The 21,926-nt window shown below is 44.5% G+C and carries 19 protein-coding genes; 11 read left to right on the top strand and 8 right to left on the bottom strand.

Going from position 1 to position 21,926, the window contains the following annotated elements:
• Window positions 1-347 precede the first annotated feature (347 nt).
• The 4 genes from GCHA_RS07580 (at window position 348) to GCHA_RS07565 (ending at window position 5,781) form a co-directional block, all read left to right on the top strand.
• Window positions 348-1,937, top strand: coding sequence for a flavin monoamine oxidase family protein (locus GCHA_RS07580; protein WP_007986738.1), 1,590 nt, complete (start codon window positions 348-350; stop codon window positions 1,935-1,937).
• On the top strand, window positions 1,927-2,541 hold the full coding sequence (locus GCHA_RS07575; RefSeq protein WP_039992204.1) for a c-type cytochrome: 615 nt from the start codon (window positions 1,927-1,929) through the stop codon (window positions 2,539-2,541). The genes GCHA_RS07580 and GCHA_RS07575 overlap by 11 nt, the downstream gene beginning before the upstream one ends.
• Window positions 2,542-2,560: 19 nt before the next feature.
• A complete protein-coding gene (locus GCHA_RS07570) occupies window positions 2,561-3,070 on the top strand; it encodes a RidA family protein (protein WP_007986734.1) in 510 nt (169 codons plus the stop codon).
• A gap of 104 nt (window positions 3,071-3,174) precedes the next feature.
• Window positions 3,175-5,781, top strand: coding sequence for a TonB-dependent receptor plug domain-containing protein (locus GCHA_RS07565; RefSeq protein ID WP_007986732.1), 2,607 nt, complete (start codon window positions 3,175-3,177; stop codon window positions 5,779-5,781).
• Window positions 5,782-6,028: 247 nt separating this feature from the next.
• Here GCHA_RS07565 and GCHA_RS07560 read toward each other — a convergent pair whose 3' ends face one another.
• The 3 genes from GCHA_RS07560 to GCHA_RS07550 are packed head-to-tail and all read right to left on the bottom strand — an operon-like array spanning window position 6,029 to window position 11,546.
• A complete protein-coding gene (locus GCHA_RS07560) occupies window positions 6,029-7,462 on the bottom strand; it encodes a CsiV family protein (protein WP_007986730.1) in 1,434 nt (477 codons plus the stop codon).
• A complete protein-coding gene (mfd, locus tag GCHA_RS07555) occupies window positions 7,462-10,944 on the bottom strand; it encodes a transcription-repair coupling factor (protein ID WP_007986728.1) in 3,483 nt (1,160 codons plus the stop codon). The genes GCHA_RS07560 and mfd overlap by 1 nt, the downstream gene beginning before the upstream one ends.
• A 5-nt stretch (window positions 10,945-10,949) precedes the next feature.
• Entirely contained in the window at window positions 10,950-11,546 is a 597-nt protein-coding gene (locus tag GCHA_RS07550; protein ID WP_007986726.1) for a PilZ domain-containing protein, read from the bottom strand.
• Between the two features lie 329 nt (window positions 11,547-11,875).
• Between GCHA_RS07550 and GCHA_RS07545 the strand changes: the two genes are divergently transcribed.
• From GCHA_RS07545 to GCHA_RS22545, 5 genes are all read left to right on the top strand, one after another.
• Window positions 11,876-13,087 carry a lipoprotein-releasing ABC transporter permease subunit gene (locus tag GCHA_RS07545; protein WP_007986724.1) on the top strand — a complete coding sequence of 404 codons (1,212 nt, stop codon included), beginning with the start codon at window positions 11,876-11,878 and terminating at the stop codon, window positions 13,085-13,087.
• Window positions 13,088-13,242: 155 nt separating this feature from the next.
• A complete protein-coding gene (locus GCHA_RS07540; RefSeq protein ID WP_007986722.1) occupies window positions 13,243-13,800 on the top strand; it encodes a phosphoribosyltransferase in 558 nt (185 codons plus the stop codon).
• Between the two features lie 143 nt (window positions 13,801-13,943).
• On the top strand, window positions 13,944-14,399 hold the full coding sequence (locus tag GCHA_RS07535; RefSeq protein WP_007986720.1) for an MmcQ/YjbR family DNA-binding protein: 456 nt from the start codon (window positions 13,944-13,946) through the stop codon (window positions 14,397-14,399).
• A gap of 196 nt (window positions 14,400-14,595) precedes the next feature.
• Window positions 14,596-14,793, top strand: a complete 198-nt coding sequence (locus GCHA_RS07530; RefSeq protein ID WP_007986718.1) for a CsbD family protein — start codon at window positions 14,596-14,598, stop codon at window positions 14,791-14,793.
• A 338-nt stretch (window positions 14,794-15,131) separates the two neighbouring features.
• The gene (locus GCHA_RS22545; protein ID WP_007986717.1) at window positions 15,132-15,293 is read left to right on the top strand and encodes a DUF1328 domain-containing protein; all 162 of its coding nucleotides are present in this window, start codon (window positions 15,132-15,134) and stop codon (window positions 15,291-15,293) included.
• A gap of 78 nt (window positions 15,294-15,371) precedes the next feature.
• Here GCHA_RS22545 and GCHA_RS07520 read toward each other — a convergent pair whose 3' ends face one another.
• The 5 genes from GCHA_RS07520 to cysK all read right to left on the bottom strand — a co-directional run bounded on the left by GCHA_RS07520 (window position 15,372) and on the right by cysK (window position 19,486).
• Window positions 15,372-15,809 (bottom strand): GFA family protein, encoded by a 438-nt coding sequence (locus GCHA_RS07520; RefSeq protein WP_007986715.1) that lies wholly within the window; start codon window positions 15,807-15,809, stop codon window positions 15,372-15,374.
• A 44-nt stretch (window positions 15,810-15,853) separates the two neighbouring features.
• Window positions 15,854-16,441, bottom strand: coding sequence for a rhombosortase (rrtA, locus tag GCHA_RS07515; protein WP_007986711.1), 588 nt, complete (start codon window positions 16,439-16,441; stop codon window positions 15,854-15,856).
• 293 nt (window positions 16,442-16,734) lie between these two features.
• Window positions 16,735-17,904 (bottom strand): winged helix-turn-helix domain-containing protein, encoded by a 1,170-nt coding sequence (locus GCHA_RS07505; RefSeq protein WP_007986708.1) that lies wholly within the window; start codon window positions 17,902-17,904, stop codon window positions 16,735-16,737.
• Between the two features lie 31 nt (window positions 17,905-17,935).
• Window positions 17,936-18,388: a hypothetical protein gene (locus GCHA_RS07500; protein ID WP_007986706.1), complete on the bottom strand. Its 453-nt coding sequence runs from the start codon at window positions 18,386-18,388 to the stop codon at window positions 17,936-17,938.
• 132 nt (window positions 18,389-18,520) lie between these two features.
• Window positions 18,521-19,486, bottom strand: a complete 966-nt coding sequence (gene cysK, locus GCHA_RS07495) for a cysteine synthase A (protein ID WP_007986705.1) — start codon at window positions 19,484-19,486, stop codon at window positions 18,521-18,523.
• Window positions 19,487-19,901: 415 nt separating this feature from the next.
• On the opposite strand from cysK, the gene GCHA_RS07490 reads away from it, so the two are divergent.
• Both GCHA_RS07490 and GCHA_RS07485 read left to right on the top strand, forming a co-directional pair.
• Complete coding sequence (locus GCHA_RS07490) at window positions 19,902-20,738, top strand: AAA family ATPase (RefSeq protein ID WP_007986703.1); 837 nt, start codon at window positions 19,902-19,904, stop codon at window positions 20,736-20,738.
• Complete coding sequence (locus GCHA_RS07485; protein WP_007986701.1) at window positions 20,738-21,916, top strand: vWA domain-containing protein; 1,179 nt, start codon at window positions 20,738-20,740, stop codon at window positions 21,914-21,916. Before GCHA_RS07490 ends, GCHA_RS07485 begins: the two co-directional genes overlap by 1 nt.
• Window positions 21,917-21,926 lie beyond the last annotated feature (10 nt).

The following is a 21,926-nucleotide window of genomic DNA, read 5'->3' as shown; positions in this document are numbered from 1 at the left end:
GTGAAAGCGAGTTCAAATCAAAAATAGAGTCACGTTCATGTTTCGACGACAAATACGTTACTCACCATGGCTAAAAAACGCGTTGTTCACTATCGCGAAGTCACTCCACTTCCAGAAAAGCAATTTTAATGCCGTATAACTTATGCATTTTTGAATAGAAAGTTACTTGGAAGCTTCTTTCTTTTCCCTTTAATGTCACTGAAACCCTTATAAATTAAGGGGTATAAAAAAAATATGGGGCGGCACAATACTATTGTGCGTTCTGTGATTTGATGTGTGTCGTTAGCATATAAACCTGATTTTGCAACTCATTAGAACGATAAATTAGGAAGTACGTTAGAACGCTTATGCTAAATATTACTCGAAGACAATTTCTCAATTATGTAGGGGCAGCGGGCGGTTCATCAGCATTACTTAAAACAAGTCTCGCTTTAGGGTTAATGCCTGATGATAGTTATTCTGGGCCTGTTCACATCACACCTGCCGCTAAAGGCGAACAACCTACAGCCCTTATTCTAGGAGCCGGTGTAGCGGGATTAGCCACTGCACTTGAGCTCGAAAAAGCGGGTATTCATTGCACAATCTTAGAAGCCTCGTTTAGACCTGGCGGGCGTAACTTAACCGTGCGCAACGGCGACAAAATCGATGAAATGGGCAATACCCAAATTTGCCAATTTGATAAACAAGATAATTTGTATTTTAACTGCGGTCCTGCACGTATTCCTGGCCACCATAGACGTTTGTTGCACTATTGCAGAGCATTGAATGTACCGTTACAGATCAAAGCCAACAGCAGCAAGATGGCATATTTTCATGACGACAACTCCTTAGACGGTAAACCAAAGCGTATTATTGAATACCACACAGATGTGCGCGGGTTAATGTCAGAGTTACTGTGGAAGTCAGCAGACTCACATAACTTTGATCAAATGATGTCTGAAGAAGACGTCGCGAAACTCATGAAGTTTTCGCAAACCTATGGTGACTTAACCGAAAACGGTAAATACATTGGTAGTGAGCGAGCAGGCTCTACGACTGATCGCATGCTGGAATTTCCGACTCCCCACGCACCAATTGAATTAAAAGCCATGCTCGATAGCCAGTTTTGGTATGGCGGGCTTTTAGGAGCAGAGCTGTACGATTGGTGCGAGCCGCTAATGGAGCCTGTCGGGGGAATGGACGGTGTGATCAAAGGCTTTTTACGCCACCTGAAAACCCAACCTGTACTCAACGCGCAAGTGAAGAAAATCTATAATCGCGATAACGGTGTTGAGGTGACTTATGAGCAAGGTGGCAAACTGCATACGGTTCAAGCAGATTACTGTTTCAACAACATTCCGGCTTATTTCATGGCGGGTATCGACAATAATTTCTCTGAAACCTATCAAGCCGGCTTAGACAGCGTGAAACGTGGGCATTTATTTAAAATTGCCTATCAGATGAGTGAGCGCTTCTGGGAGCGTGATGGTATTTACGGCGGTATTAGTTATACCACTGACCCTATCAATCAATTGTGGTATCCGTCGCATGATATTCATGCGCAAAAAGGCATTTTACTAGGAGCATATACTTGGGACGCTAAAGTCAGCGGCATATTTGAAAAAATGACCCCACAAGAGCGACTGACCGCTGGGGCGTTATCCGCAGAGAAAATCCATCCTGGGTGCAGTAAATACATCGAGAACGGTATCAGTATTCCTTGGGCCCGTATGAATCACCAAATGGGTTGTGGTATGCGCATGAGCCCTGAAGATTTCGATAAATATTATCACCTGTTGCAAAAGCCGGAAGGTCGTCACTTCATGATCGGCGATCAAATAAGTCACCACAGTGGTTGGCAAGAGGGAGCCTTGGCCTCAAGTGAGCAAGCTCTGAAACAGTTCAACCAACTTGTCAGTTCACACACTAAAAGCGGAGCAGCCAGTCATGTCGCTTAAATCTACACTCTTCCTTCTATTGTTTGCTGGCACTGCAAGTGCGGTGCATGCCTCTGAAGCACCTACACCTGAGGGGCTTGAATACTGCACTGTGTGCCACGGAAGCCAATTAAAGGGCAACGCCAATATTAAAGCGCCGCGTTTAGGTGGATTGTCAAAATGGTATATCGAGCGTCAGTTAAATAATTTCAAGCAAGGTATTCGCGGGGCGCACACCAGCGATGTGACCGGCAGCGAAATGCAGGCCATGACACGTCATTTAACCCCGAGCGATATCTCCGCTATCGCCAGTTGGATTGGTAAAACAGAGTCACCTACACCAGAGCCCACCATTCACGGTGATATAGAAGCAGGAAAAAATCTATATCAAGGCTGTGCAGCTTGCCACGGTGCAAACGGAGCAGGAAACCAAGCGATGGGAGCTCCGCGCCTTAGCGGCATAAATGACTGGTATTTACTGACACAAATTAATCACTTTCGTGCAGGTATTCGCGGCTCAGACCAAAAAGATGTGTACGGACAACAAATGAAAGCCGCCGTTTCCATGGTGCAATCTGATCCCGATGCGATAAACCTCGCAGCGTATATCAGCCAACTTAAATAAAACCAGGAGTTACCTTTAGATGAACAAAACCGTGAAAAAAAGCATTTTAGTCGCCGCAGCTGCCGCATTATTCAGTGCTAACAGCTTTGCAGAAGTCACGCGTCATGCTTTACCCAATAACAACCCGTTTCCTATCTCCCGAGCGGTTGAAGTTACCCCTGATACCACATTGATTTTTCATGCGGGTATGACCCCAGGCCCAGTTAATCCAGACGCAGAAAAGGGCAGTCGTGAATATTACGGCGACACAGAAACCCAAGCCTTGAGTGTGTTTAAACGACTAGAGAGCTCGTTTAAAGACTTAGGTGTTGATTTTGGCGATGTCGTCAAAATGCAGGTGTTCATGGTAGGCGACCCTACCATGGATGGAAAGATGGACTTCGGTGGATTTATGAAGGCGTACACCAAGTACTTCGGTACGAAGGAGCAGCCAAATAAACCGTCGCGTTCTGCTTTTCAAATCGCAGGTTTGGCCGGTGGTCCGAACATGCTAATAGAAATTGAAGTGGTGCTGGCTAAGCCAGAGTAAAAACCAATTTGATAGGAGACCTGCTCGGGACGAGCAGGCTGTGCAATAACGGAAAGCCAAGTTAATTAGCTCGCAGAGATTAAAAATAAAAAAGGTGAACACACATGCTTAAGCAAAATAAACTTAGCAAAGCAATAAAAACCGGGTTGGTGACCTGCGCAATGAGTTCTGTTGCCATTTCATCAGCAATCGCACAAGAAACCCAAACGCCAGATGAAGCTGCCGCTGCTTACGAGAAGGTTGTTATTACCGGCTCGCGTGGCGCTCCTCGCTCACTTGCTGACTCACCTGTACCGGTTGATGTTTTGAGTGAAGACGACTTGGCTGCTGTTCCGTTCTCGGACACCAATGACATACTAAAAACCTTGGTGCCGTCATATTCGTTACAGCGCCAGCCCATTTCTGATGGTGCCTCTTTTATCCGCCCTGCAACCTTACGCGGTATGCCAACGGATAAAACCTTGGTATTGGTTAACTCTAAACGCCGTCATCGCTCCGCGTTGGTGCAAATTGGCGGTTCAGGTACGCAAGGCCCTGATATTGCGACCATCCCTTCATCTGCGCTTAAAGGGGTTGAAGTATTGCGCGATGGTGCTGCTGCGCAATACGGTTCAGATGCGATCGCTGGGGTTATTAACTTCGTACTGAAAGATAATGACGAGGGTGGTTCGTTTTCAGTTGACGCCGGCCAATATTACGAAGGTGATGGTGAGCAAGTTACTCTAACAGGGAACATTGGTTTTGCCTTAGGTGATAACGGCTTTTTAAGTTTATCTGCTGAATATGCAGATTCAGATTCAACCAACCGCGGTGAACAATACTGTGAAGATTGGTTCTGCGCTGATGCTAGCGACCCGCGTGGTGCTGCTAACCCATATTTAAGCGACCCTGATTTTGTTGCTGGTTTAGAAAACGCTAATTTAGGCGGCGAAGACGTAGTGCAACCTTGGGGACAACCAAATACCTCAGCCACACGTATTTTCTTCAACAGTGGTTATGAATTTAACGATGATATGAAGTTCTACGCATTTGGTAATTACTCTGAGAGTGAAGGGGATGCTTCTTTCTATTATCGTTATCCTGGAAACGGCACCATAGAAGACTTAAGACAAGAAGACGGCTCTATCTATAGCCCGCTTGAGAAATTCCCAGGTGGTTTCACCCCTCGCTTCTTTGGCGATATCACCGACTTCTCTTTGGTTGGTGGTTTAGAAGGTGAATTCGCTAACGGAATGACTTATGACTTCAGTGGCCGTTTCGGCTCAAACGAAATCGAATACACGTTGAAAAATACCATCAACCCCTCAATGGGCGCTGATTCACCTACGGAATTCCATCCTGGGGACTTAATCAATGAAGAATTGCAATTCTCTGCTGATTTCACAAAATACTTTGATTTTGGTTTGTATTCAGATGTGTTGTTTGCTTTTGGTTTGACCTACATGGAAGAAACATACGAGCTAAAAGGCGGTGATGAAGCCTCTTACTCGGCAGGTGCTTACGCGACGTCTGATCCATGGGGGTTCTGTGATGATGCTGGCGGAACGACCGCTGCAGGGTTAGCGGTAATTGCCGGTGGCTCTACCTTGGATTGTTCAAACAGTGACGATCCCGTGTATCAGGTTGTGGGCGTTGGCTCGAACGGTTTCCCAGGTTATTCACCCGAGTACTCAGGTGAGTATGAGCGTGATATGCACGGTATCTATGCGGACTTAAGCAGTGATGTTAGCGAAGACTTATTCTTACAAGCTGCGATGCGCTACGAAGATTACTCTGATTTTGGGTCTGAATTGGTGGGTAAACTCGCCTTCAAATACACCATAAGCGATGATTTCAATATGCGTGGTTCAGTGGGCACAGGTTTTAGAGCACCGACACCTGGCCAACAAGGTACCACCAACGTTTCAACGCGATTACCTGAAGGCCTTCCAGTGGCAACAGGCTTGTTCCCTGCACTAAGTGCTGTGGGTCAGGCTTTGGGTGCTGAAGCGTTAAAACCCGAAAAATCATTGAATTACAGCTTAGGTGTAACGGGCAGTATTGACGATTTGAATGTGACGTTGGATTTCTATCGTATCGAACTTGAAGATCGCTTCTATGCCGTATCAACGCTAGACGTATCAACCGATGAAACAGATGCAGATGCCTATGCTAACTTCCTTAAGTTAGAAGCCGCAGGTGTGGCCGGTGCTAACACCATTGGGGGCGTTAACTACTTCCAAAATGCATTTGATACTGTCACTAACGGCATGGACTTTGTTGTGACCTACACCATGGGTGATACAGTGCTGAGCACATCGGTTAACTACAACAAAACCGAAATTGATTCTGACGCGTCTGCTTTCTTAAACGCAGAAGACCAATTTGATTTGGAAAATGCAATTCCTGAGTGGCGTGGCGTTGCTTCAGCGAAACATAGTTTTGATGATTTAACCTTGTTGGTGCGTGCTAATGTTTACGGCTCATACGAGAACGCAATTAGCTCTGATGCTACAACGCGTCAAGAATATGATCCTACTGTATTTTTCGACTTAGAAGCTACCTATCAAATCAGTGAAAACGTCAGCATTGCAGCTGGTGCGCGCAATATCTTTGACGAGTACCCAGACAAAGATAACGGTGACGAATGTTGTGGCGCGGTTTACTGGTCAAGCAACATTGTTGATTGGCAAGGCGGTTACTACTACATGCGTTTAAATACTGTTTTCTAACGATTTAAAATAACCCTACCGAAAATAAAGCCATCGAAAAGAATGGCAGGTAAGCAACAAAAAGCGGCTCAAATGAGCCGCTTTTTTTATACCATCCCACGTTAATAAGAGACGAAGTACCTACTAATGCGGATTGGTGTTAGTACGTATATCGCTATTTTTAAACACAGCTAGCTTGTGTTTTACCTCAAAGTCGCTACAGGGTAACTACAGAGTAGGTAAAGAGTAAGTAAAGAATATGTACAGATTAATTGTCTGATGTTTCCTTTGGCGGTTCATAACGGCGAATTTGTACCACCATGCCAAACAGGGGATGGTCAAAGTAGTGTAACTGGGTCGAAATGACTCTGCGCAATTGATCGAAATGAAAACTCTGTAAAAAATTATTCGGCTCTACATCGGTTTCTCCGGGTAAGCGTAGGGTGATCGGTGCGCGAAAATCAAGATCACTGTCGATATGCAAATACGGAGTACGACCTAAGTTCTCAAGGTACACTTTGAAATCACCCTCAACTTGCCATAATGGGTTCTCGGCCACATGCATAAAGTCTTCAGCATCAATACTGGCGTCAGTATCTGTGTGCTCATTTTGACTAAAGTCGATAATTTTAGCCGGTTCAGAAGACGCAATTGCGGCATTGATTTGAGCGAATAAAGTATCATTTGCTAGCCCCGACTCAGATGTATCTTCGCTTTGTTGTGTATCCATAAAGCGCGGGTCCACGATTGTTTTGGGCGCGGTTTCTACTTTTCGGTTGCCGTCTTGGTCATACGCTGAAGCGTAGTTTTCACCGGCAATCAATTTGAAAGGCTGGGCCTTGTCTCTGCCAAATACCACAGGCTGGCGCCAAACCACATGTAAAAGAGGGGTTAAATCTTTTTGCCAGCGAATATGCTCTTCAAGCTTTGTTAATTCTAAGCTAGCTTTGGGCAACAGATACGGGCTTTGACGATCTGGCCATTCCACACCGTCGATAACACGAGGAATATGGCTTGGTTGTGTCTCGGCAATAGGGTGATCGTAAGGCCCTAAAAGCAACACTTTGTCTTGTGCAAACGCACAGGGTAAGGATGGCGGGGTTTGCCATTTGACCCAAGTGGGTTCGGTGATGGTGCGCTGCGCTAAAGCAGCATCACTATCTTCGTTTGCTTGCTCATTAAGAGCGTCAGCGCGCTCATCTTGCCCGTCTGTTTGCGTATACTGTGTATCGGGTTGCGTATTTTGCGTTCCGCTTAATTGCTCGAACAATGCGGTTGTTTCGTCTAACTCGGGGGCGTTCAGTGCATCAAGATAGGAATAATCGGTTTGGGTGAATACATGGTTTGTTAAGGTGAGTTCACGCGCTTGTTGTTCTGTTAGTTTCTCTTCGATGCTGACATCACAATACGGTAAACCGGCGTTCATGTATGTCAGGTCTGGCGTGATATATCCGCTAAGTAAATCAAAGGCGGTCGATGAAGCAAACTCTGGCGCTTTGTGCTCGAAGCTTTCAGCAATACTTTGGGCAGCAATATCGCGCTTAAACACGATAACCTCTATATCAAACCACCAGTCTTTTGCTTGTGCTGTGCTGTGCAAAGATAAGGTGCAGCCTAGCGCGAGAAGCGTTATAGCAAGCTTAGGCTTTCGCGTGGTGGTTGGGCGGTTTATGGTTTTTATAAAACTAAACATTTTTGGCATTAAGCGGCTCGTAATTGCTGGCTAAATTCATTTAACATATCCAGGATAAGTTGCAGTCTATCGCTGGCGGACTCAGTTGGCACATTGAATTTCAACTTGTTGGCACCTTCAAGGCGATAAATGCGCGGCTGTGATTGTATCAGTTTGATAATAAAGCTTGGGTCGATTTGCGTTTTATCAGAAAACTCAATCGCTCCTCCCGCATTATTTGCTTCCACTTTGTTAATTCCTATTTTCTTGGCCACTAATTTCATTAGGCTAATTTGAACTAAGTTTTTTGCAGCATCTGGAAGTAACCCGAAGCGATCAATTAATTCGATTTGCACTTCATTAATTTGCTTTTCGTTTTTACAGCTGGCTAATTTTTTATATAACGACAGACGGGTGTTCACGTCATTGACGTAATCTTCTGGGAACAACGCAGGTACGCGCAATTCAATTTCTGTTTGATTGGCAAGGGCGGCATCAAGGGAGGGCTCTTTACCGTCTTTAAGCGATTCAACGGCTTGTTCGAGCATTTCCATATACAAGGTAAAGCCCACAGTAGTGATTTGCCCTGTTTGGTCATCACCGAGTAATTCACCGGCACCGCGAATTTCTAAATCGTGGGTGGCAAGGGCAAAACCTGCGCCTAAATCTTCTAGAGATGAAATGGCGTCCAGACGTTTTTTGGCGTCTTTGGTCATGCGTTTAGGATGAGGCGTTAACAAGTATGCATATGCTTGGTGATGAGAGCGACCCACACGACCGCGCAATTGATGTAATTGGGCAAGGCCTAAGTGATCTGCTCGGTCCATGATTATTGTATTGGCCGTTGGTACATCGATACCTGTTTCAATAATGGTGGTACACACCAGAACGTTATAACGCTGGTGGTAAAAATCACCCATGACTTTTTCGAGTTCACGTTCGCGCATTTGACCATGACCAATGGCAATTCTGGCCTCAGGTACAATTTCGGCTATTTCATCCGCTGTGCGTTCAATACTTTCTACTTCATTGTGCAGGAAGTAAACCTGACCACCGCGTAAAATTTCTCGCATGATGGCTTCGCGAATAAGTTCTTTGTTGCGTTGATTAACAAAGGTTTTGATTGCTAGGCGTTTGGCTGGTGGCGTGGCAATGATAGATAAATCTCGCATGCCAGACAGCGCCATATTTAGCGTTCGCGGAATAGGGGTGGCAGTGAGCGTAAGAATGTCTACATCCGAGCGAAGGGCTTTGAACTTCTCTTTTTGGCGTACGCCGAACCTGTGTTCTTCGTCAATAATCACCAACCCTAAGTCATCGAACTTTACATCGCTTTGTAGCAACTTGTGGGTCCCGACCACGATATCAACTTTACCGTCATCTAAACCGGCCATTACGCCTTTTTGATCTTTGGCGCTGGCAAAGCGCGACATCACTTCAATCTTAAACGGCCAGTCGGCAAACCTGTCTTTGAAATTTTCATAGTGCTGCTGAGCAAGTAATGTCGTGGGCACCAATATCGCCACTTGCTTGCCTTGATTGGCAGCGATAAATGCTGCACGCATGGCCACTTCTGTTTTACCAAAGCCAACATCGCCACACACGAGTCTGTCCATGGCATTGCTACTACCCATATCTTGAATAACTGCGTTGATGGCCTGCTGCTGATCTAAGGTTTCTTCAAAGGGAAAGCTGTCACTGAAGGCTTGGTACTCGTCCCACGCTATTTTATACGAGAACCCTGGTTTGGCTGCGCGTCTTGCATATACATCGAGTAACTGAGCTGCGACGTCGCGGACGCGTTCAGCGGCTTTTTGCTTGGCTTTGCTCCAAGTTTCGGTGCCTAAATTATGCAGTGGGGCTTTTTCTAAATCACCCCCACTGTAGCGGCTGATCAAATGCAGCGCGGATACGGGGACGTATAACTTAGCTTCTTTGGCATATTCAATGGTGAGGTATTCAGTGGTGACGCCGCCGGCATCTAACGTTTGCAGGCCAAGGTATCGACCCACACCGTGATCTAAATGCACCACTGGCTGACCAATCGCTAATTCGGCAAGATTGCGGATAACCGCGTTTTCGTCGGTCGCTTGGCGTTTGTCACGTAATCGGCGCTGACTGATTTTATGCCCGAGTAATTCTGTTTCGGTAATAAACGCCAGCTCTTTGTTATCTTCAAATAGTACAAAGCTATGCTCGGCTAATCCGATGGTAATACCGAGTTGTTCTTTGCTTTTTTGAAAGGCGTCTAAGTGCTCAAATGCCTTTGGCTTGATGCCCGCTTTGGTGAGTAAATCGAGCAGGCTTTCTCTTCGGCCTTGGGATTCGGCGCTAAACAGTACCTTGCTACCGCTTTTTTGCCACTCGCTAACCCTTTCTTTTAAGGTTGCCCAAGGCACTTTGTTCTGCGATTTAATTGCAATATCACCAATCGTGCGAGTGTCGTAATTGGTGACGCCCGCTTTTTGCTCTTTGGCGTTTTGTTCAATGGTGATCCTTGGCCATTTCTTTAACGCAGCAAAGAGTTCTTCGTTACGTAGAAATAGGTCAGCCGGAGCCATAAGAGGACGACTTAGGTTGTAGCGCAATTGTTCGTAGCGCTCGTTTACGTCGGTCCAGAAAAAGTCACAGGCCTTGGCCAAATCGCCGTGCATCATGAGCAAGGTGTCGGGGTGCAAATAATCAAACAGCGTGGCGCTTTGCTCGAAAAACAACGGTAAATAGTATTCTATGCCGCCAGGCATCATGCCTTTACCCACTTGGTAATAGACTGATTCTTTCGAATTATTGGCATCGAACTTTTCTAAATATTGTTGGCGAAACAATTTGATGCCATCTTGATCCGTCGGGAACTCGCGCGCCGGTAACAGCTTAATTTCGTCTATTTTGTCCCCTGAACGCTGACTGTCAGGATCGAAATAACGAATACTGTCGACCTCATTGTCGAACATATCAATTCGAAAGGGCTGTTGGCTGCCCATGGGAAATAAATCAATGATACTGCCACGTATGGAAAACTCACTGTGCCCCATGACTTGATTGACATGTTGGTAACCAGAGCGCTCTAGCCCAGAGCGAAAGGCATCTATGTCTAAGGTTTGATTAACCTTTAAGAACAACAAGTATTTGCTGAGATAATCTGTTGGCGCCATGCGCAGCATCAGGGTATTTACCGGTACAATAAAGACGCTATTTTCTGCCTGAGTGAGTCGGTAAAGTGTTTCTAGGCGCTGAGAAATAATATCTTGATGAGGCGAAAAATTATCATAGGGTAGGGTTTCCCAGTCTGGGAATAACTGCACCTGTACCTTTTTACCTTGTAAGAAAAAACTCAGCTCTTTTTCTAATTTCATGGCGCTTGGTGTATCAGCCGTCACCATTAGAATCGGGCCTTTGGTCTTGCCTGCTGCATTGGCAATGGCTAGGGCTAAACTACTACCGTGTAAGTTTCCCCAGTGAATAGCGTCTCTTTGGCCTTTGGCCAGCGTTGGATTAAAAATACTTGCTGTCATGTAAATTAGTCGTTCTTTTGTTGCTTGGCGCGTTTTCGCAGTTGCGCTGTTTGAAGATGTAAACTTGCTCGTACCAGAAGGTCTTGATCTTCATCACGAATGCAGTTGTAAATAAGTGATACGTGATAGTGCTCGCCTACCTGCTCGCATCCAATGACTTCGCCGAAACAGAAAATGGCGGAGGCCTCTTCTTTCAAAAAAAGCTTTAATTCGATAATTTGCTCAAGCTCGAAGGGTTCGTCGCACTTGACGATGATACCACCACCACCAAATTTGACTGACTCGTATGCTTGGCTAGGATCGTCTTGCTGTTGCAATACTAGCGACATTAGTAAGTCGATTTTACGCGATTGTGCATTTAAAAAGCTGGCCAACTCTTCAGCATGCTCACCCATATTACGCAATGTGCGTAAGGTTTGAGCATCCATTGAGGTTGCTTCACTGGCCACACGAAACGCGTAGGGCATGTGCTCGCCTAGATCATCTGCATCGGGCAAAGAAAAGCCAGCTGCTACGGCTTTAAAGTTCACCCGTATGGCGTGTTCTATGGTAAAGAACTCATTGAATTGTTGCTGCTTTTCTTCGAGGCTGGTGCCGTGCATGTATTCTCCGAAACTGGATGTCTTTGGTTACCTTGGCTTTAGCTTAGGTTTTTATCGTCCATTTATATGTTAATTGAGATATTACAGGGTAAATATCCGTTATAACATCACTTGACGTATTGTAACCTTGTTTGCGTTATGACCAGAGCGTATTATTCAAAAAACGTTTTACTTTACCATGAGTTAAACGATTATTGATGAAGACGTTTTATTCTGCTTTTTTTAATGGATTAAATGCAATGCGTTTAAATCACATGGCGCTAAAAACTGCCTGATTTAACATTAACGTTGAATTATCCCTAACCCTTGGCTAAGAGTCTATTGCTAGCATGTTTCACTCTGTTTCTGCTTTTATCGGTTTGCGCTACGCAAAATCGTCAAAAGGTAACCACTTTATCGCGTTTATCAACGCATTTTCCGCTATCGGCATTGCCCTTGGTTTAATGTCCCTGATCACCGTTTTATCTGTGATGAATGGCTTTGAGGGGGACTTAAAAGACCGTATTCTAGGGATTGCGCCCCACATAGTGGTAGATACGCAAGGGGAAAGTGAGCAGATCATTTCCAGCTTATCTCAATTGCCCGGGGTCATTGCCGCCAGTGATTTCATCGAGTCAGAAGGGGTCGTGCAATCATCCCGTAGTTTAGAAGGCGTGATGATCCAAGGCATTGAACCGCAAACCACTGATGCGCACTCTATCATCGCTGAAAATATGATGATGGGGCAAATTAACGACTTAACTCCTGGCAGCTATGGGATTATTGTGGGCCGCGCACTGTCTACCCGCTTAGATTTGAGATTAGGCGAGCAAACTCGTATTTTATCTGCCCAAGGCAGCGTATTTGGCCCGTTTGGACAAATGCCGAGCCAGCGTTTATTTACGGTTGTCGGTATTTATGATGTGGGCTCTGAGCTTGATTCGAAAGTGATTTTAATGAATATCAACGACAGCGCTAAACTGATGCGTAATAAAGTAAGCCGGATAGCCCAAACGCGCTTGTTTCTACAAGACCCATTTGAATACAAATCCGTGGTGGATACATTAGCTGAGATGGGGCTGAGCAGTGATGACTGGCGTACACGTCAAGGCCCTTTATTTGATGCGGTTAAAATGGAAAAAAACATGATGGCGCTCATGTTAGTGCTGATTATAGCCGTGGCAGCATTTAACATCGTTTCAGCCTTGGTTATGGTAGTTACTGAGAAAAAAGGTGATATTGCCATTTTGCTTACCCAAGGCCTGTCTCGTAGCCGCGTTATGCAGGTATTTTTGTTTAATGGCTTGTATAACGGCATAAAAGGCACGTTGTTTGGCGCCGCGGGGGGATTGTTATTGGTTAGCCAATTAAATAATCTGCTGAGTTTGTTTGATTTACCTATTATGGCGGCGACAGGTGGGGTAGGGCTGCCGATTGAAATGCATTGGCACCAAATCGTTCTGCTTATTTTATTTTCATTGCTGTTGTGTTTCGCTGCCAGTATTTACCCCGCCTATCGCGCGGTGAAGGTGGATCCTGCCAGTGCGTTAAAATACGAATAAATTTGCAGCAAATGACTGAAGAGCGTCATAAATTTGCAATATTCCTCGTCTCATATTGTGTTATTTCAGTGTATAATGGGCGATGATTTAATATTCGTGCCCTGATTTACTGCCTTATGCAGTCAGTGGCAGTCCACGCTTTAAAGGGTTTTTCGATGGAAAAAACATTTATCACCGCTCAGCAATTATTAGAAGATTCATTTCGCTTGGCATCAAAAGTATACGAAGACGGTTTTCGTCCGCATTTTATTATTGGTATCTGGCGTGGCGGTGCCCCAATAGGTATCGCGGTTCAAGAGTATTTTGATTTTAAGAAAGTAGAAACGGATCACATTGCGGTGCGCACGTCGTCTTATTACGGGATTGATCAACAATCTAAAACGATCAAAGTTCACGGCTTGCATTACCTAATTGAAAACGCCAATGCGGATGATGACTTGTTGATCGTAGATGACGTATTTGACTCTGGGCGCAGTGTTGATGCGCTTATTAAGCAAATTAAGAAACTGTCTCGTGCGAATATGCCTAAGAATGTGCGTATCGCTTGCCCTTACTACAAACCGCAAAATAATAAAACGGACATAGTACCGGATTACTTTGTTCACGAAAGTGAAGAATGGTTGGTCTTCCCACATGAAATTTCAGGGTTAACTCCGGATGAGATCATCAACGGTAAAACAGACCTCGCTAATGTGAGAGATATTTTGGTCTAATTAGCCTGTGCTTAGCGCGCTGAAAATAGTGTAAAAAAGGAGCTTAGTTGCTCCTTTTTTGTGTCTGTTGAAAGGTTATTGTTAGAAAAACTGGGTATATTAACCAATATTCAATGAAGTCTTGTATCCAGGGTAGATTTCCAATGACAGCATTTAGCATCAAACATACGAAAACTCAGACGGTTAGTAAGTCGAGTCGTCAGGCTGGCGCAAAGGCGCGGCAGTGGCTGCTGGACTTTCCAGAAACCATTGAGGATTTTCCGTTTGGCCCTGATGTGGCGGTTTATAAGGTTAAAGGAAAAATGTTTGCCACCTTGGCCTTGGGGACTGTGAGTCAAAATACCCAAACAAATGAAGGTGATGACAAGCTGGAATACAGGATGAACCTTAAATGCGATCCTCAAGAAGCCATCATGCTCCGGGATGTCTTCAGTGCTGTATTACCTGGTTATCACATGAATAAACAACATTGGAATACCGTTATATTAGACGGTAGCCTGCCAGAAGGAGAGCTACAGCGTATGATACTTAACTCATATAAATTGGTAGTGTATAAGTTACCTAAGAAAGAGCAGGTGTCACTGTTATTGCATCTGTAATGTAGTTTACAGATTACACCAATTATATCCCTTCCCAGCAGGTCTACAGATGTACATGTTATTTGCTGCTACCCAGTTACATGTTGAGCCGAGATTGCCGCTGGCACGTTGTTTGCTCCTCTTACCTTTGAAGCACGCCTTAACGCGACTTTGTGTTAAGGGAACTTTCGAAGTATTTTCTTAAAGGGAGATAATGATGAATCAAGATCAAGCTGAAGGTAATTGGAAACAGTTAAAAGGTAAAGCCCAACAAAAGTGGGGCGATTTAACAAATGATGATTTGGATAAGATGGAAGGTAACCGCACTGAACTTGTTGGTAAAATTCAAGAGAGATACGGCAAGTCTAAGGAAGAAGCTCAGCGCGAAGTAGACGAGTTCTTCGATAATCAGTAGCGACTCATCTCAAATACGTCAACAAGAAACGCCAGCAGATATTCTCTGCTGGCGTTTTTTTTTGAATTTCTCTGATCGTTTTTATTTACCACAGACCTGATTTAGCCGTCCCAAAGTAAAATATCGCCGTACATTTGCGCGCAAACGTTTATGTAATTGTTACACGAGGGGAATAAAATTATTCATATTTTCATTTAACTCACGCTCGTTTATCAACATTAACTAAAGGAGGCTAACGGTCCTCAAGCCAGTTATTACTTGGGTTCAATTAAGTTATTGCTTGGTTTGGCACGAATAACGCTTTAGTTAAAGTCCATTTACTTTAAAAAGGAATATTTATGTTACGTTGGGCTGTTATTTTTCTAATTATCGCATTGGTTGCTGCAGTACTAGGGTTTGGTGGTATTGCTGGTTCGGCGGCAGGTATCGCGAAAATAATTTTCTTCGTATTTCTAGTGCTACTGGTTATTTCATTGGTGATGGGACGACGGAAAGTATAGTAAATTTACTGTATAAAGAGGCTGCCAACGCGCAGCCTTTTTCTTATGTGTAATAGATAATCCAGAGCCTAAGGATTTTTATTTACCAGCTTGCGACATAAACGCAGCAAATACCTCTTCACCGGTCATCATTTTGGTTTGATTCGCGAAATCATAATAAGCTGGTTTTTCATCGGTAAAGATCTGAGTATGGAAACCGACATCCGTCGTATCCGGTATCTCAAACAGACCTACCGGCATGATGTATTGTTGGGTTTCCTTTAAACGATAAAACAGGTGACTGCCGCAGTGACGACAAAAACCCCTTTGAGCCCAATCTGAAGAGTCATAAACAGACACTGAATCTTTAGGAGAGAGCGTAACCTGTGTGCCACAATCAATTGCTAGCAGGGGACCGCCGCCCCACTTTTGACATGACCCGCAGTGGCATGCGTCTATATCAGGTTTAGCCTGAGCTACGTTAATGCTGACAGCGTTACATAGGCATGCGCCTGTAAGTTCGATGGGTTGGCTCATTTGATTTCCTTATGGCATAGCATACAGAGGCAGTATTACTCAGCTTAGCTGCTTTTTTGCAGTTTGATAAGTGAACAAATGATTATAATGAGGCCGCAAAATGCGCCAAATAAGTGGGCATCAATGGCGACAGAGGCCTGAATTAATTGGGCGATGCCAACACTGGGGCCGGAAAGTTGTTCATTTAAAATTTTCACCCAAACCCCAATCATGAGGATCCAGCCACTGGTTAAACCTTGTCTTATATCTTGATACGCCCCCCAAACAAACACTCCGTGCAAGATGCCTGACAGGCCAACATACCATTGCATAGTGGGTTCAAACACGTATAGACCAAAGCTCACCCCAAGTGACAGGGTAAAGAGCATCATCGCATAATGGCCAGTACGATAGTATTGGCCGTGTAGCGACCATAACAATAATACAGCTGCCAGATTAAGCAGTAGATGGTTCAAGTTAGTATGTAAAAAATTACCCGTTAATAAGCGCCACCACTGACCTTGGGCAATGGCTTCGCGGTCAAAGGCAAGCCACATACTACTGCTAGGCTCTGCGAAAAATAACATAATAGAAACAGCAACAACGAGTAGGGGGCCAAGGGAATGAGACCAAGAATAGGGCAGTCGTAACATGAAGTGAATTCTCAACTAACAGTTAAACAAAGAATGAAACGCATGAGTTACCATCTTATTTCTATCGTAATGGCAAGTCATGACATAGAGCTGATAGGTGAACATTTTAGTTTAATTGGTACAAAGCCTATCGCACAGATATCAGAACGCATTTTAAGTCATTTTGTTTCATATAAAGTCAAAAGGAAAGGAACATTAAAGGAAACGAGCATACAAGGATAGAGCCTCACATTGATATTGCGCAGTCTTTAACGGCAAGTGGTTAGACAGTGATTGCTTAGCGGTGAGCATGACTACACTGCTTGTGAGGTTTTATGCAGTTTATATTCATGACTTTGATTAAAGGCAAGAAACGCCGGTAAGGCATTTTTCAGTGCATGATGAAATGCATCCACTTTACGCACGTTAGGTTCAATCGCTAAATGTTGTATGTGCAGCACTTTAGTTTTGCGCTCTACTTTACAATCCATTCTGGCCACCAGGTTTGCATCCCATAAAATGGGCAGTGAGAAATACCCATATTGTCGTTTACTTGCCGGTACATAGCATTCCAGTAAGTAATCGAAATTGAATAAACTCTGTATTCGCTTGCGCTGAATAAGCAAATTATCAAAGGGCGATAAAATATGCAGTTTACTGCGTCTCACTGGGCGGTTAAGCGTTTCGAGTAGCTGAGGTAATGTGACGTAAGTCGTGCCTGCTACTTGAATATTAACCAGCTCGCCTGCCTCTATCATTTTATTGATAGTTTGCTGAACGCCAGCTTTGGTATGCTTGCGCAAATAAGCGATTTCGCTGGCTTGGCCTAAGCCGTTAGCGCGTAAAAATCGGCAAACCAAGAAATGCCAGTTTTCTTGCTCAGTGGGCAAAGATCTATCGACACTTTCAGGCAACACCCGTTCGGTTAACTCATACACCTTATGAAAATTCACCCGTTCCTTAATCATTAATTCCCCTTGCATAAACAGATATTCAAGGGCCTGTTTCGCCGGTTTACTGACCCAGTCCTTGGGTTTTCGTTTAAAGCTGGTGCTTGGGGTTTCAAAATCCTTAGCCATGAGAGGGCCTTCACTGCTGATGCGAGAAAGCACCTCCTGCATTAACTTGGGGTTTCTTGGATACCAATGATCTAGCTCACCACTGGCGAGCGCCGCTTTACGGGGTAGGCTATAGCGGTAATCTTTCATCGGAAGATATGCCGCTGCATGAGACCAATATTCGAATGCGTGTTTTTGGGCGACCAACTGAGTGAGATGCGATGGGTGATAATTAGGGTTACGATTCCAAAGCGTGTGATGATGAGCACGCTCTATGGCGCTAATGGTATCGATTTGCACATACCCTAACGATTCCAGTGCATCTAGGGTGTGAGTAAGGGCTTTGCCGCGTTTTTTAATGGCGGGTAGGCCCTGAGCATGTAACACCAGCTTTCGAGCTTGGTCGTGAGAAATCGACTCTGGCATGCGCTAATGTGAAGTAGGGGAGCGTTTGGTGTTACTCAACACTGACTTCGTCGACTTTCCACCCTGATTTACTACGAATGAGCTTAACTTGACGCAAGTCTTTGACAATTTCACCGTTTAGCGTGCCTTCAAAAAACAAAGAGACACTGGCTTCTTTAGCAAATTCATTACGACCGGCGTTCGCTGCGCTGGGTTTTATTTCGACTTTATCAAACGTTAAGTTGAGCACGTGTCGCTGCACGTTGCGGTTAATTCGATAAGACTTCATCAGTCTTGCAAGCTTCGGGCTAGCGTATTCCAGCGCGCCGGTTAAATCATCGTCAGCATAGATGTGCGTGAAGAATTGTACGGCAGCGTATTCTGGAATATTAGTATCCATCATGCCGTATTTTCCCGCCCCTGTATTTTTAGGGCCGTCACAAGCACTGATAACGAAAATAGCGAGCAGTAGAGCAAACAGTTGAAGCGAACGATGTAAAATCATGATTGTTCTGTTAGTTAAAGAATAACAGAGCAAGTGTACCTGCGTTCTACGCAAAGTAAAAGGGAGGCTAAAAAGCCTCCCTTTACAATTACTTATGCTGCTTGACTTCACAATAAGACAAGCGACTTAGCGTTATTGAACTTCTTCTGAATCGCCAAATTCACCGGCAAAAAGAGGGCTACTTAAGTAACGCTCAGCGGCGCTTGCGAGCAAGACAACGATAACTTTGTCGGCGTTTTCTGGCTTTTCTGCCCAACGCTTGGCTGCGGCTACCGCGGCGCCTGAAGAAATCCCCACTAAAATCCCTTCTTCTTTCATCAGTCGATGCGCCATCTCCATACTTTCTTCATTAGATACTTGCTCAACGGCATCAATAATATCTAAGTCCAAGTTTCCTGGAATGAAGCCAGCACCAATACCTTGAATTTTATGTGGGCCAGGCGTTAGCGGCTCGCCCGCTTTAGCTTGTGTGATAACAGGGGAATCTGTTGGCTCAACAGCAACTGAGGTAATCGCTTTACCTTGGGTGTTTTTAAGATATCGGGTTACACCTGTGATAGTACCGCCTGTACCTACGCCCGCGACAAAGATATCTACTTTACCGTCAGTGTCATTCCAAATCTCAGGGCCTGTGGTCTTTTCATGAATTTCAGGGTTAGCTGGGTTTTCGAACTGTTGTAAAGGAACATATTTATCTGGGGCTGAAGCGATTAATTCTTCTGTGGCGGCAATAGCGCCCTTCATGCCTTTAGCCGCTTCGGTTAAGACCAAGTTTGCCCCAAGTGCTTTTAGCAATTTACGGCGCTCTAAGCTCATAGAGCTAGGCATAGTCAAGGTGATTTTGTAACCACGAGATGCCGCAACAAAAGCCAGTGCAATACCTGTGTTGCCACTGGTCGCTTCGATTAATTCTTTCTCTTTAGTTAATACGCCACGCTTTTCGGCATCCCAAATCATGTTGGCACCGATACGGCATTTCACGCTGAAGCTTGGATTACGAGATTCGATTTTTGCATAGACGTTACCGCCGGTAACTCGGTTTAATTTAACCAGCGGGGTTTTACCGATAGCGAGGGAATTGTCGTCATATACTTGCATAAATTTTCCTTTGTGGATTCTAAGTGGTGCCTAATTCGTTACGCCTTCCATTACGTCAGCGTACTTTTTTACTTATTCGTTAACGGCACTTTCTGTCTGAGAACTTTAATTTGATAATGACCTCGGTTTTTTCAAACAACTAAGGCCAGAATACTTAGATTAAGGCGAAGTCGCCAAATTCAAAGTGCTTTTTAGCTATATCTTATGGAAATAGTTAACACTAAGCATTATTCATTGGTAATTGACCGTGTCACGGGGTTAACTATTGCATAATTCATCTTGCGTAAGTGATGACACTCGCGATGCAAAGCAGTTCAGCGACGCGCGCAATTCATGGTAACAAATAATGTCTGTGCGGTTTTAGCCTTAAGATAATAACGCAACCCACAAGCTTAACTAATAATCCGAGGTATTGATGTCTTTTAATGGAACGAGTAACTATATTGCCAGCGATGAACTACGTTTGGCCGTTAACGCAGCGATTACATTAGAGCGTCCGCTGTTAATAAAGGGTGAACCAGGCACAGGTAAAACCATGTTAGCCGAAGAGTTAGCGGCGAGTTTAGGCACTGAGTTAATTCAATGGCATATCAAGTCGACCACCAAAGCCCAGCAAGGTCTCTACGAATATGATGCGGTATCTCGTTTACGTGATTCGCAGCTAGGGGATGACAAAGTACATGATATAAAAAACTATATCGTTAAAGGTAAGCTGTGGCATGCCTTTGAAAACACCAATCGCCCAGTATTGTTAATTGATGAAATCGACAAAGCAGATATCGAGTTTCCGAATGATTTGTTGCAAGAGCTGGATAAAATGGAGTTCTTTGTTTACGAAACCAGAGAAACCGTTAAAGCGACTGAGCGTCCCATTGTAATTATTACCTCTAACAATGAAAAAGAATTGCCTGATGCCTTTCTACGTCGCTGTTTCTTTCATTATATTCAATTCCCAGATCAAGAAGAAATGCGCCGTATTGTTGAAGTGCATTTCCCTGACATTAAGAAAGACTTATTGGCCCAGGCATTAGAATCATTCTTCAATTTACGTGATATCCCGGGGTTAAAGAAAAAGCCTTCTACTTCTGAACTGATTGATTGGCTAAAGCTGTTAGTGGCTGAAGACATCTCACCTGAAGCGCTAAAAGACAAAGACAGCAAAAAAGCGATTCCGCCACTTTATGGGGCGTTGTTGAAAAACGAGCAAGACATTCACCTTTTTGAAAAACTGGTATTCATGGCGCGCCGCTAATGTTGGTCGATTTCTTTTTTAAATTACGAGAGTACCAACTCAAAACCAGCCTGAGCGAGTTGATGGATCTGCTCCGTGCGCTGCAAAAAGGGGTGGTATTCGCTGATATTGAAGCTTTTTATTACTTGGCGCGCTTGTGTCTGGTCAAAGATGAGAGTCAGTACGACAAGTTTGATAAAGCGTTCGCCGATTACTTCGAAGGCGTTCAGCAAATTGATTTATTCGGTAAAGACATACCTGATGAGTGGTTACGTAAAGAAATTGAGCGCCACTTTAGTGAAGAAGAAAAAGCAAAAATCAAAGCCCTTGGCGGTTTAGACGAGCTAATGAAAACCTTGAAGGAGCGTTTGGCTGAACAGGAAAAACGTCACCAAGGGGGCAATAAGTGGATCGGTACCGGCGGCACATCACCCTTTGGAGCGAATGGTTACAACCCTGAAGGGGTGCGCATAGGCCAAGACAAAAACCGCAACTTTTCTGCCGCGAAAGTATGGGATAAACGCGAGTTTAAGGACTTAGCTGGTAATGTTGAGTTGGGCACGCGCAATATCAAAATCGCCTTAAGAAAACTGCGTAAGTTCGCCCGCAGTGGTACCAGTGAAGAATTAGACATGCCGCATACAATTGAAGGCACGGCTAAAAACGCTGGTTTGTTAGACATTCAAATGATGCCCGTACGGCGTAATGCCATTAAGGTGTTGATGTTTTTTGATGTGGGTGGCTCTATGGATGCGCACATCAAAGAGTGTGAAGAGTTGTTCTCAGCAGCGCATACCGAATTTAAACATTTAGAGTATTTCTACTTTCATAACTGCGTGTACGAAGGCGTGTGGAAAGACAACAAACGCCGCGGCAAAGAAACTATGTCTGTGTTTGATGTGATTCATAAATACGGTTCTGACTATAAGGTTATTTTCGTTGGAGACGCCACCATGGGCCCTTACGAAATTACGTATCCTGGGGGCAGTGTCGAGCATTGGAACGAAGAGCCTGGGGCGTTATGGATGCAGCGGATATTGCAGCACTTCAAACACGGCATTTGGCTTAACCCGCAGCCACAAGAATATTGGAATTACTACGCCTCTATCGGTATTATGCAGGACATAATGGAACAGCGCATGTATCCCTTGACGATCGACGGCTTAGGGGAGGCAATAAAAGCGCTACACAAAAAATAAAAAGGTGGGC

Origin of the sequence: Paraglaciecola chathamensis S18K6 (assembly GCA_000314955.1) — a bacterium.
Taxonomy (GTDB): domain Bacteria; phylum Pseudomonadota; class Gammaproteobacteria; order Enterobacterales; family Alteromonadaceae; genus Paraglaciecola; species Paraglaciecola chathamensis.
This window is presented reverse-complemented; position numbering and strand designations above follow the sequence as displayed.

Bases quoted from the DNA above. Each gene is read 5' to 3' on its own strand.
- GCHA_RS07580 (WP_007986738.1), top strand. From the start codon at position 348: ATGCTAAATATTACTCGAAGACAATTTCTCAATTATGTAGGGGCAGCG.
- GCHA_RS07575 (WP_039992204.1), top strand. From the start codon at position 1,927: ATGTCGCTTAAATCTACACTCTTCCTTCTATTGTTTGCTGGCACTGCA.
- GCHA_RS07570 (WP_007986734.1), top strand. From the start codon at position 2,561: ATGAACAAAACCGTGAAAAAAAGCATTTTAGTCGCCGCAGCTGCCGCA.
- GCHA_RS07565 (WP_007986732.1), top strand. From the start codon at position 3,175: ATGCTTAAGCAAAATAAACTTAGCAAAGCAATAAAAACCGGGTTGGTG.
- GCHA_RS07560 (WP_007986730.1), bottom strand. From the start codon at position 7,462: ATGCCAAAAATGTTTAGTTTTATAAAAACCATAAACCGCCCAACCACC.
- mfd (WP_007986728.1), bottom strand. From the start codon at position 10,944: ATGACAGCAAGTATTTTTAATCCAACGCTGGCCAAAGGCCAAAGAGAC.
- GCHA_RS07550 (WP_007986726.1), bottom strand. From the start codon at position 11,546: ATGCACGGCACCAGCCTCGAAGAAAAGCAGCAACAATTCAATGAGTTC.
- GCHA_RS07545 (WP_007986724.1), top strand. From the start codon at position 11,876: ATGTTTCACTCTGTTTCTGCTTTTATCGGTTTGCGCTACGCAAAATCG.
- GCHA_RS07540 (WP_007986722.1), top strand. From the start codon at position 13,243: ATGGAAAAAACATTTATCACCGCTCAGCAATTATTAGAAGATTCATTT.
- GCHA_RS07535 (WP_007986720.1), top strand. From the start codon at position 13,944: ATGACAGCATTTAGCATCAAACATACGAAAACTCAGACGGTTAGTAAG.
- GCHA_RS07530 (WP_007986718.1), top strand. From the start codon at position 14,596: ATGAATCAAGATCAAGCTGAAGGTAATTGGAAACAGTTAAAAGGTAAA.
- GCHA_RS22545 (WP_007986717.1), top strand. From the start codon at position 15,132: ATGTTACGTTGGGCTGTTATTTTTCTAATTATCGCATTGGTTGCTGCA.
- GCHA_RS07520 (WP_007986715.1), bottom strand. From the start codon at position 15,809: ATGAGCCAACCCATCGAACTTACAGGCGCATGCCTATGTAACGCTGTC.
- rrtA (WP_007986711.1), bottom strand. From the start codon at position 16,441: ATGTTACGACTGCCCTATTCTTGGTCTCATTCCCTTGGCCCCCTACTC.
- GCHA_RS07505 (WP_007986708.1), bottom strand. From the start codon at position 17,904: ATGCCAGAGTCGATTTCTCACGACCAAGCTCGAAAGCTGGTGTTACAT.
- GCHA_RS07500 (WP_007986706.1), bottom strand. From the start codon at position 18,388: ATGATTTTACATCGTTCGCTTCAACTGTTTGCTCTACTGCTCGCTATT.
- cysK (WP_007986705.1), bottom strand. From the start codon at position 19,486: ATGCAAGTATATGACGACAATTCCCTCGCTATCGGTAAAACCCCGCTG.
- GCHA_RS07490 (WP_007986703.1), top strand. From the start codon at position 19,902: ATGTCTTTTAATGGAACGAGTAACTATATTGCCAGCGATGAACTACGT.
- GCHA_RS07485 (WP_007986701.1), top strand. From the start codon at position 20,738: ATGTTGGTCGATTTCTTTTTTAAATTACGAGAGTACCAACTCAAAACC.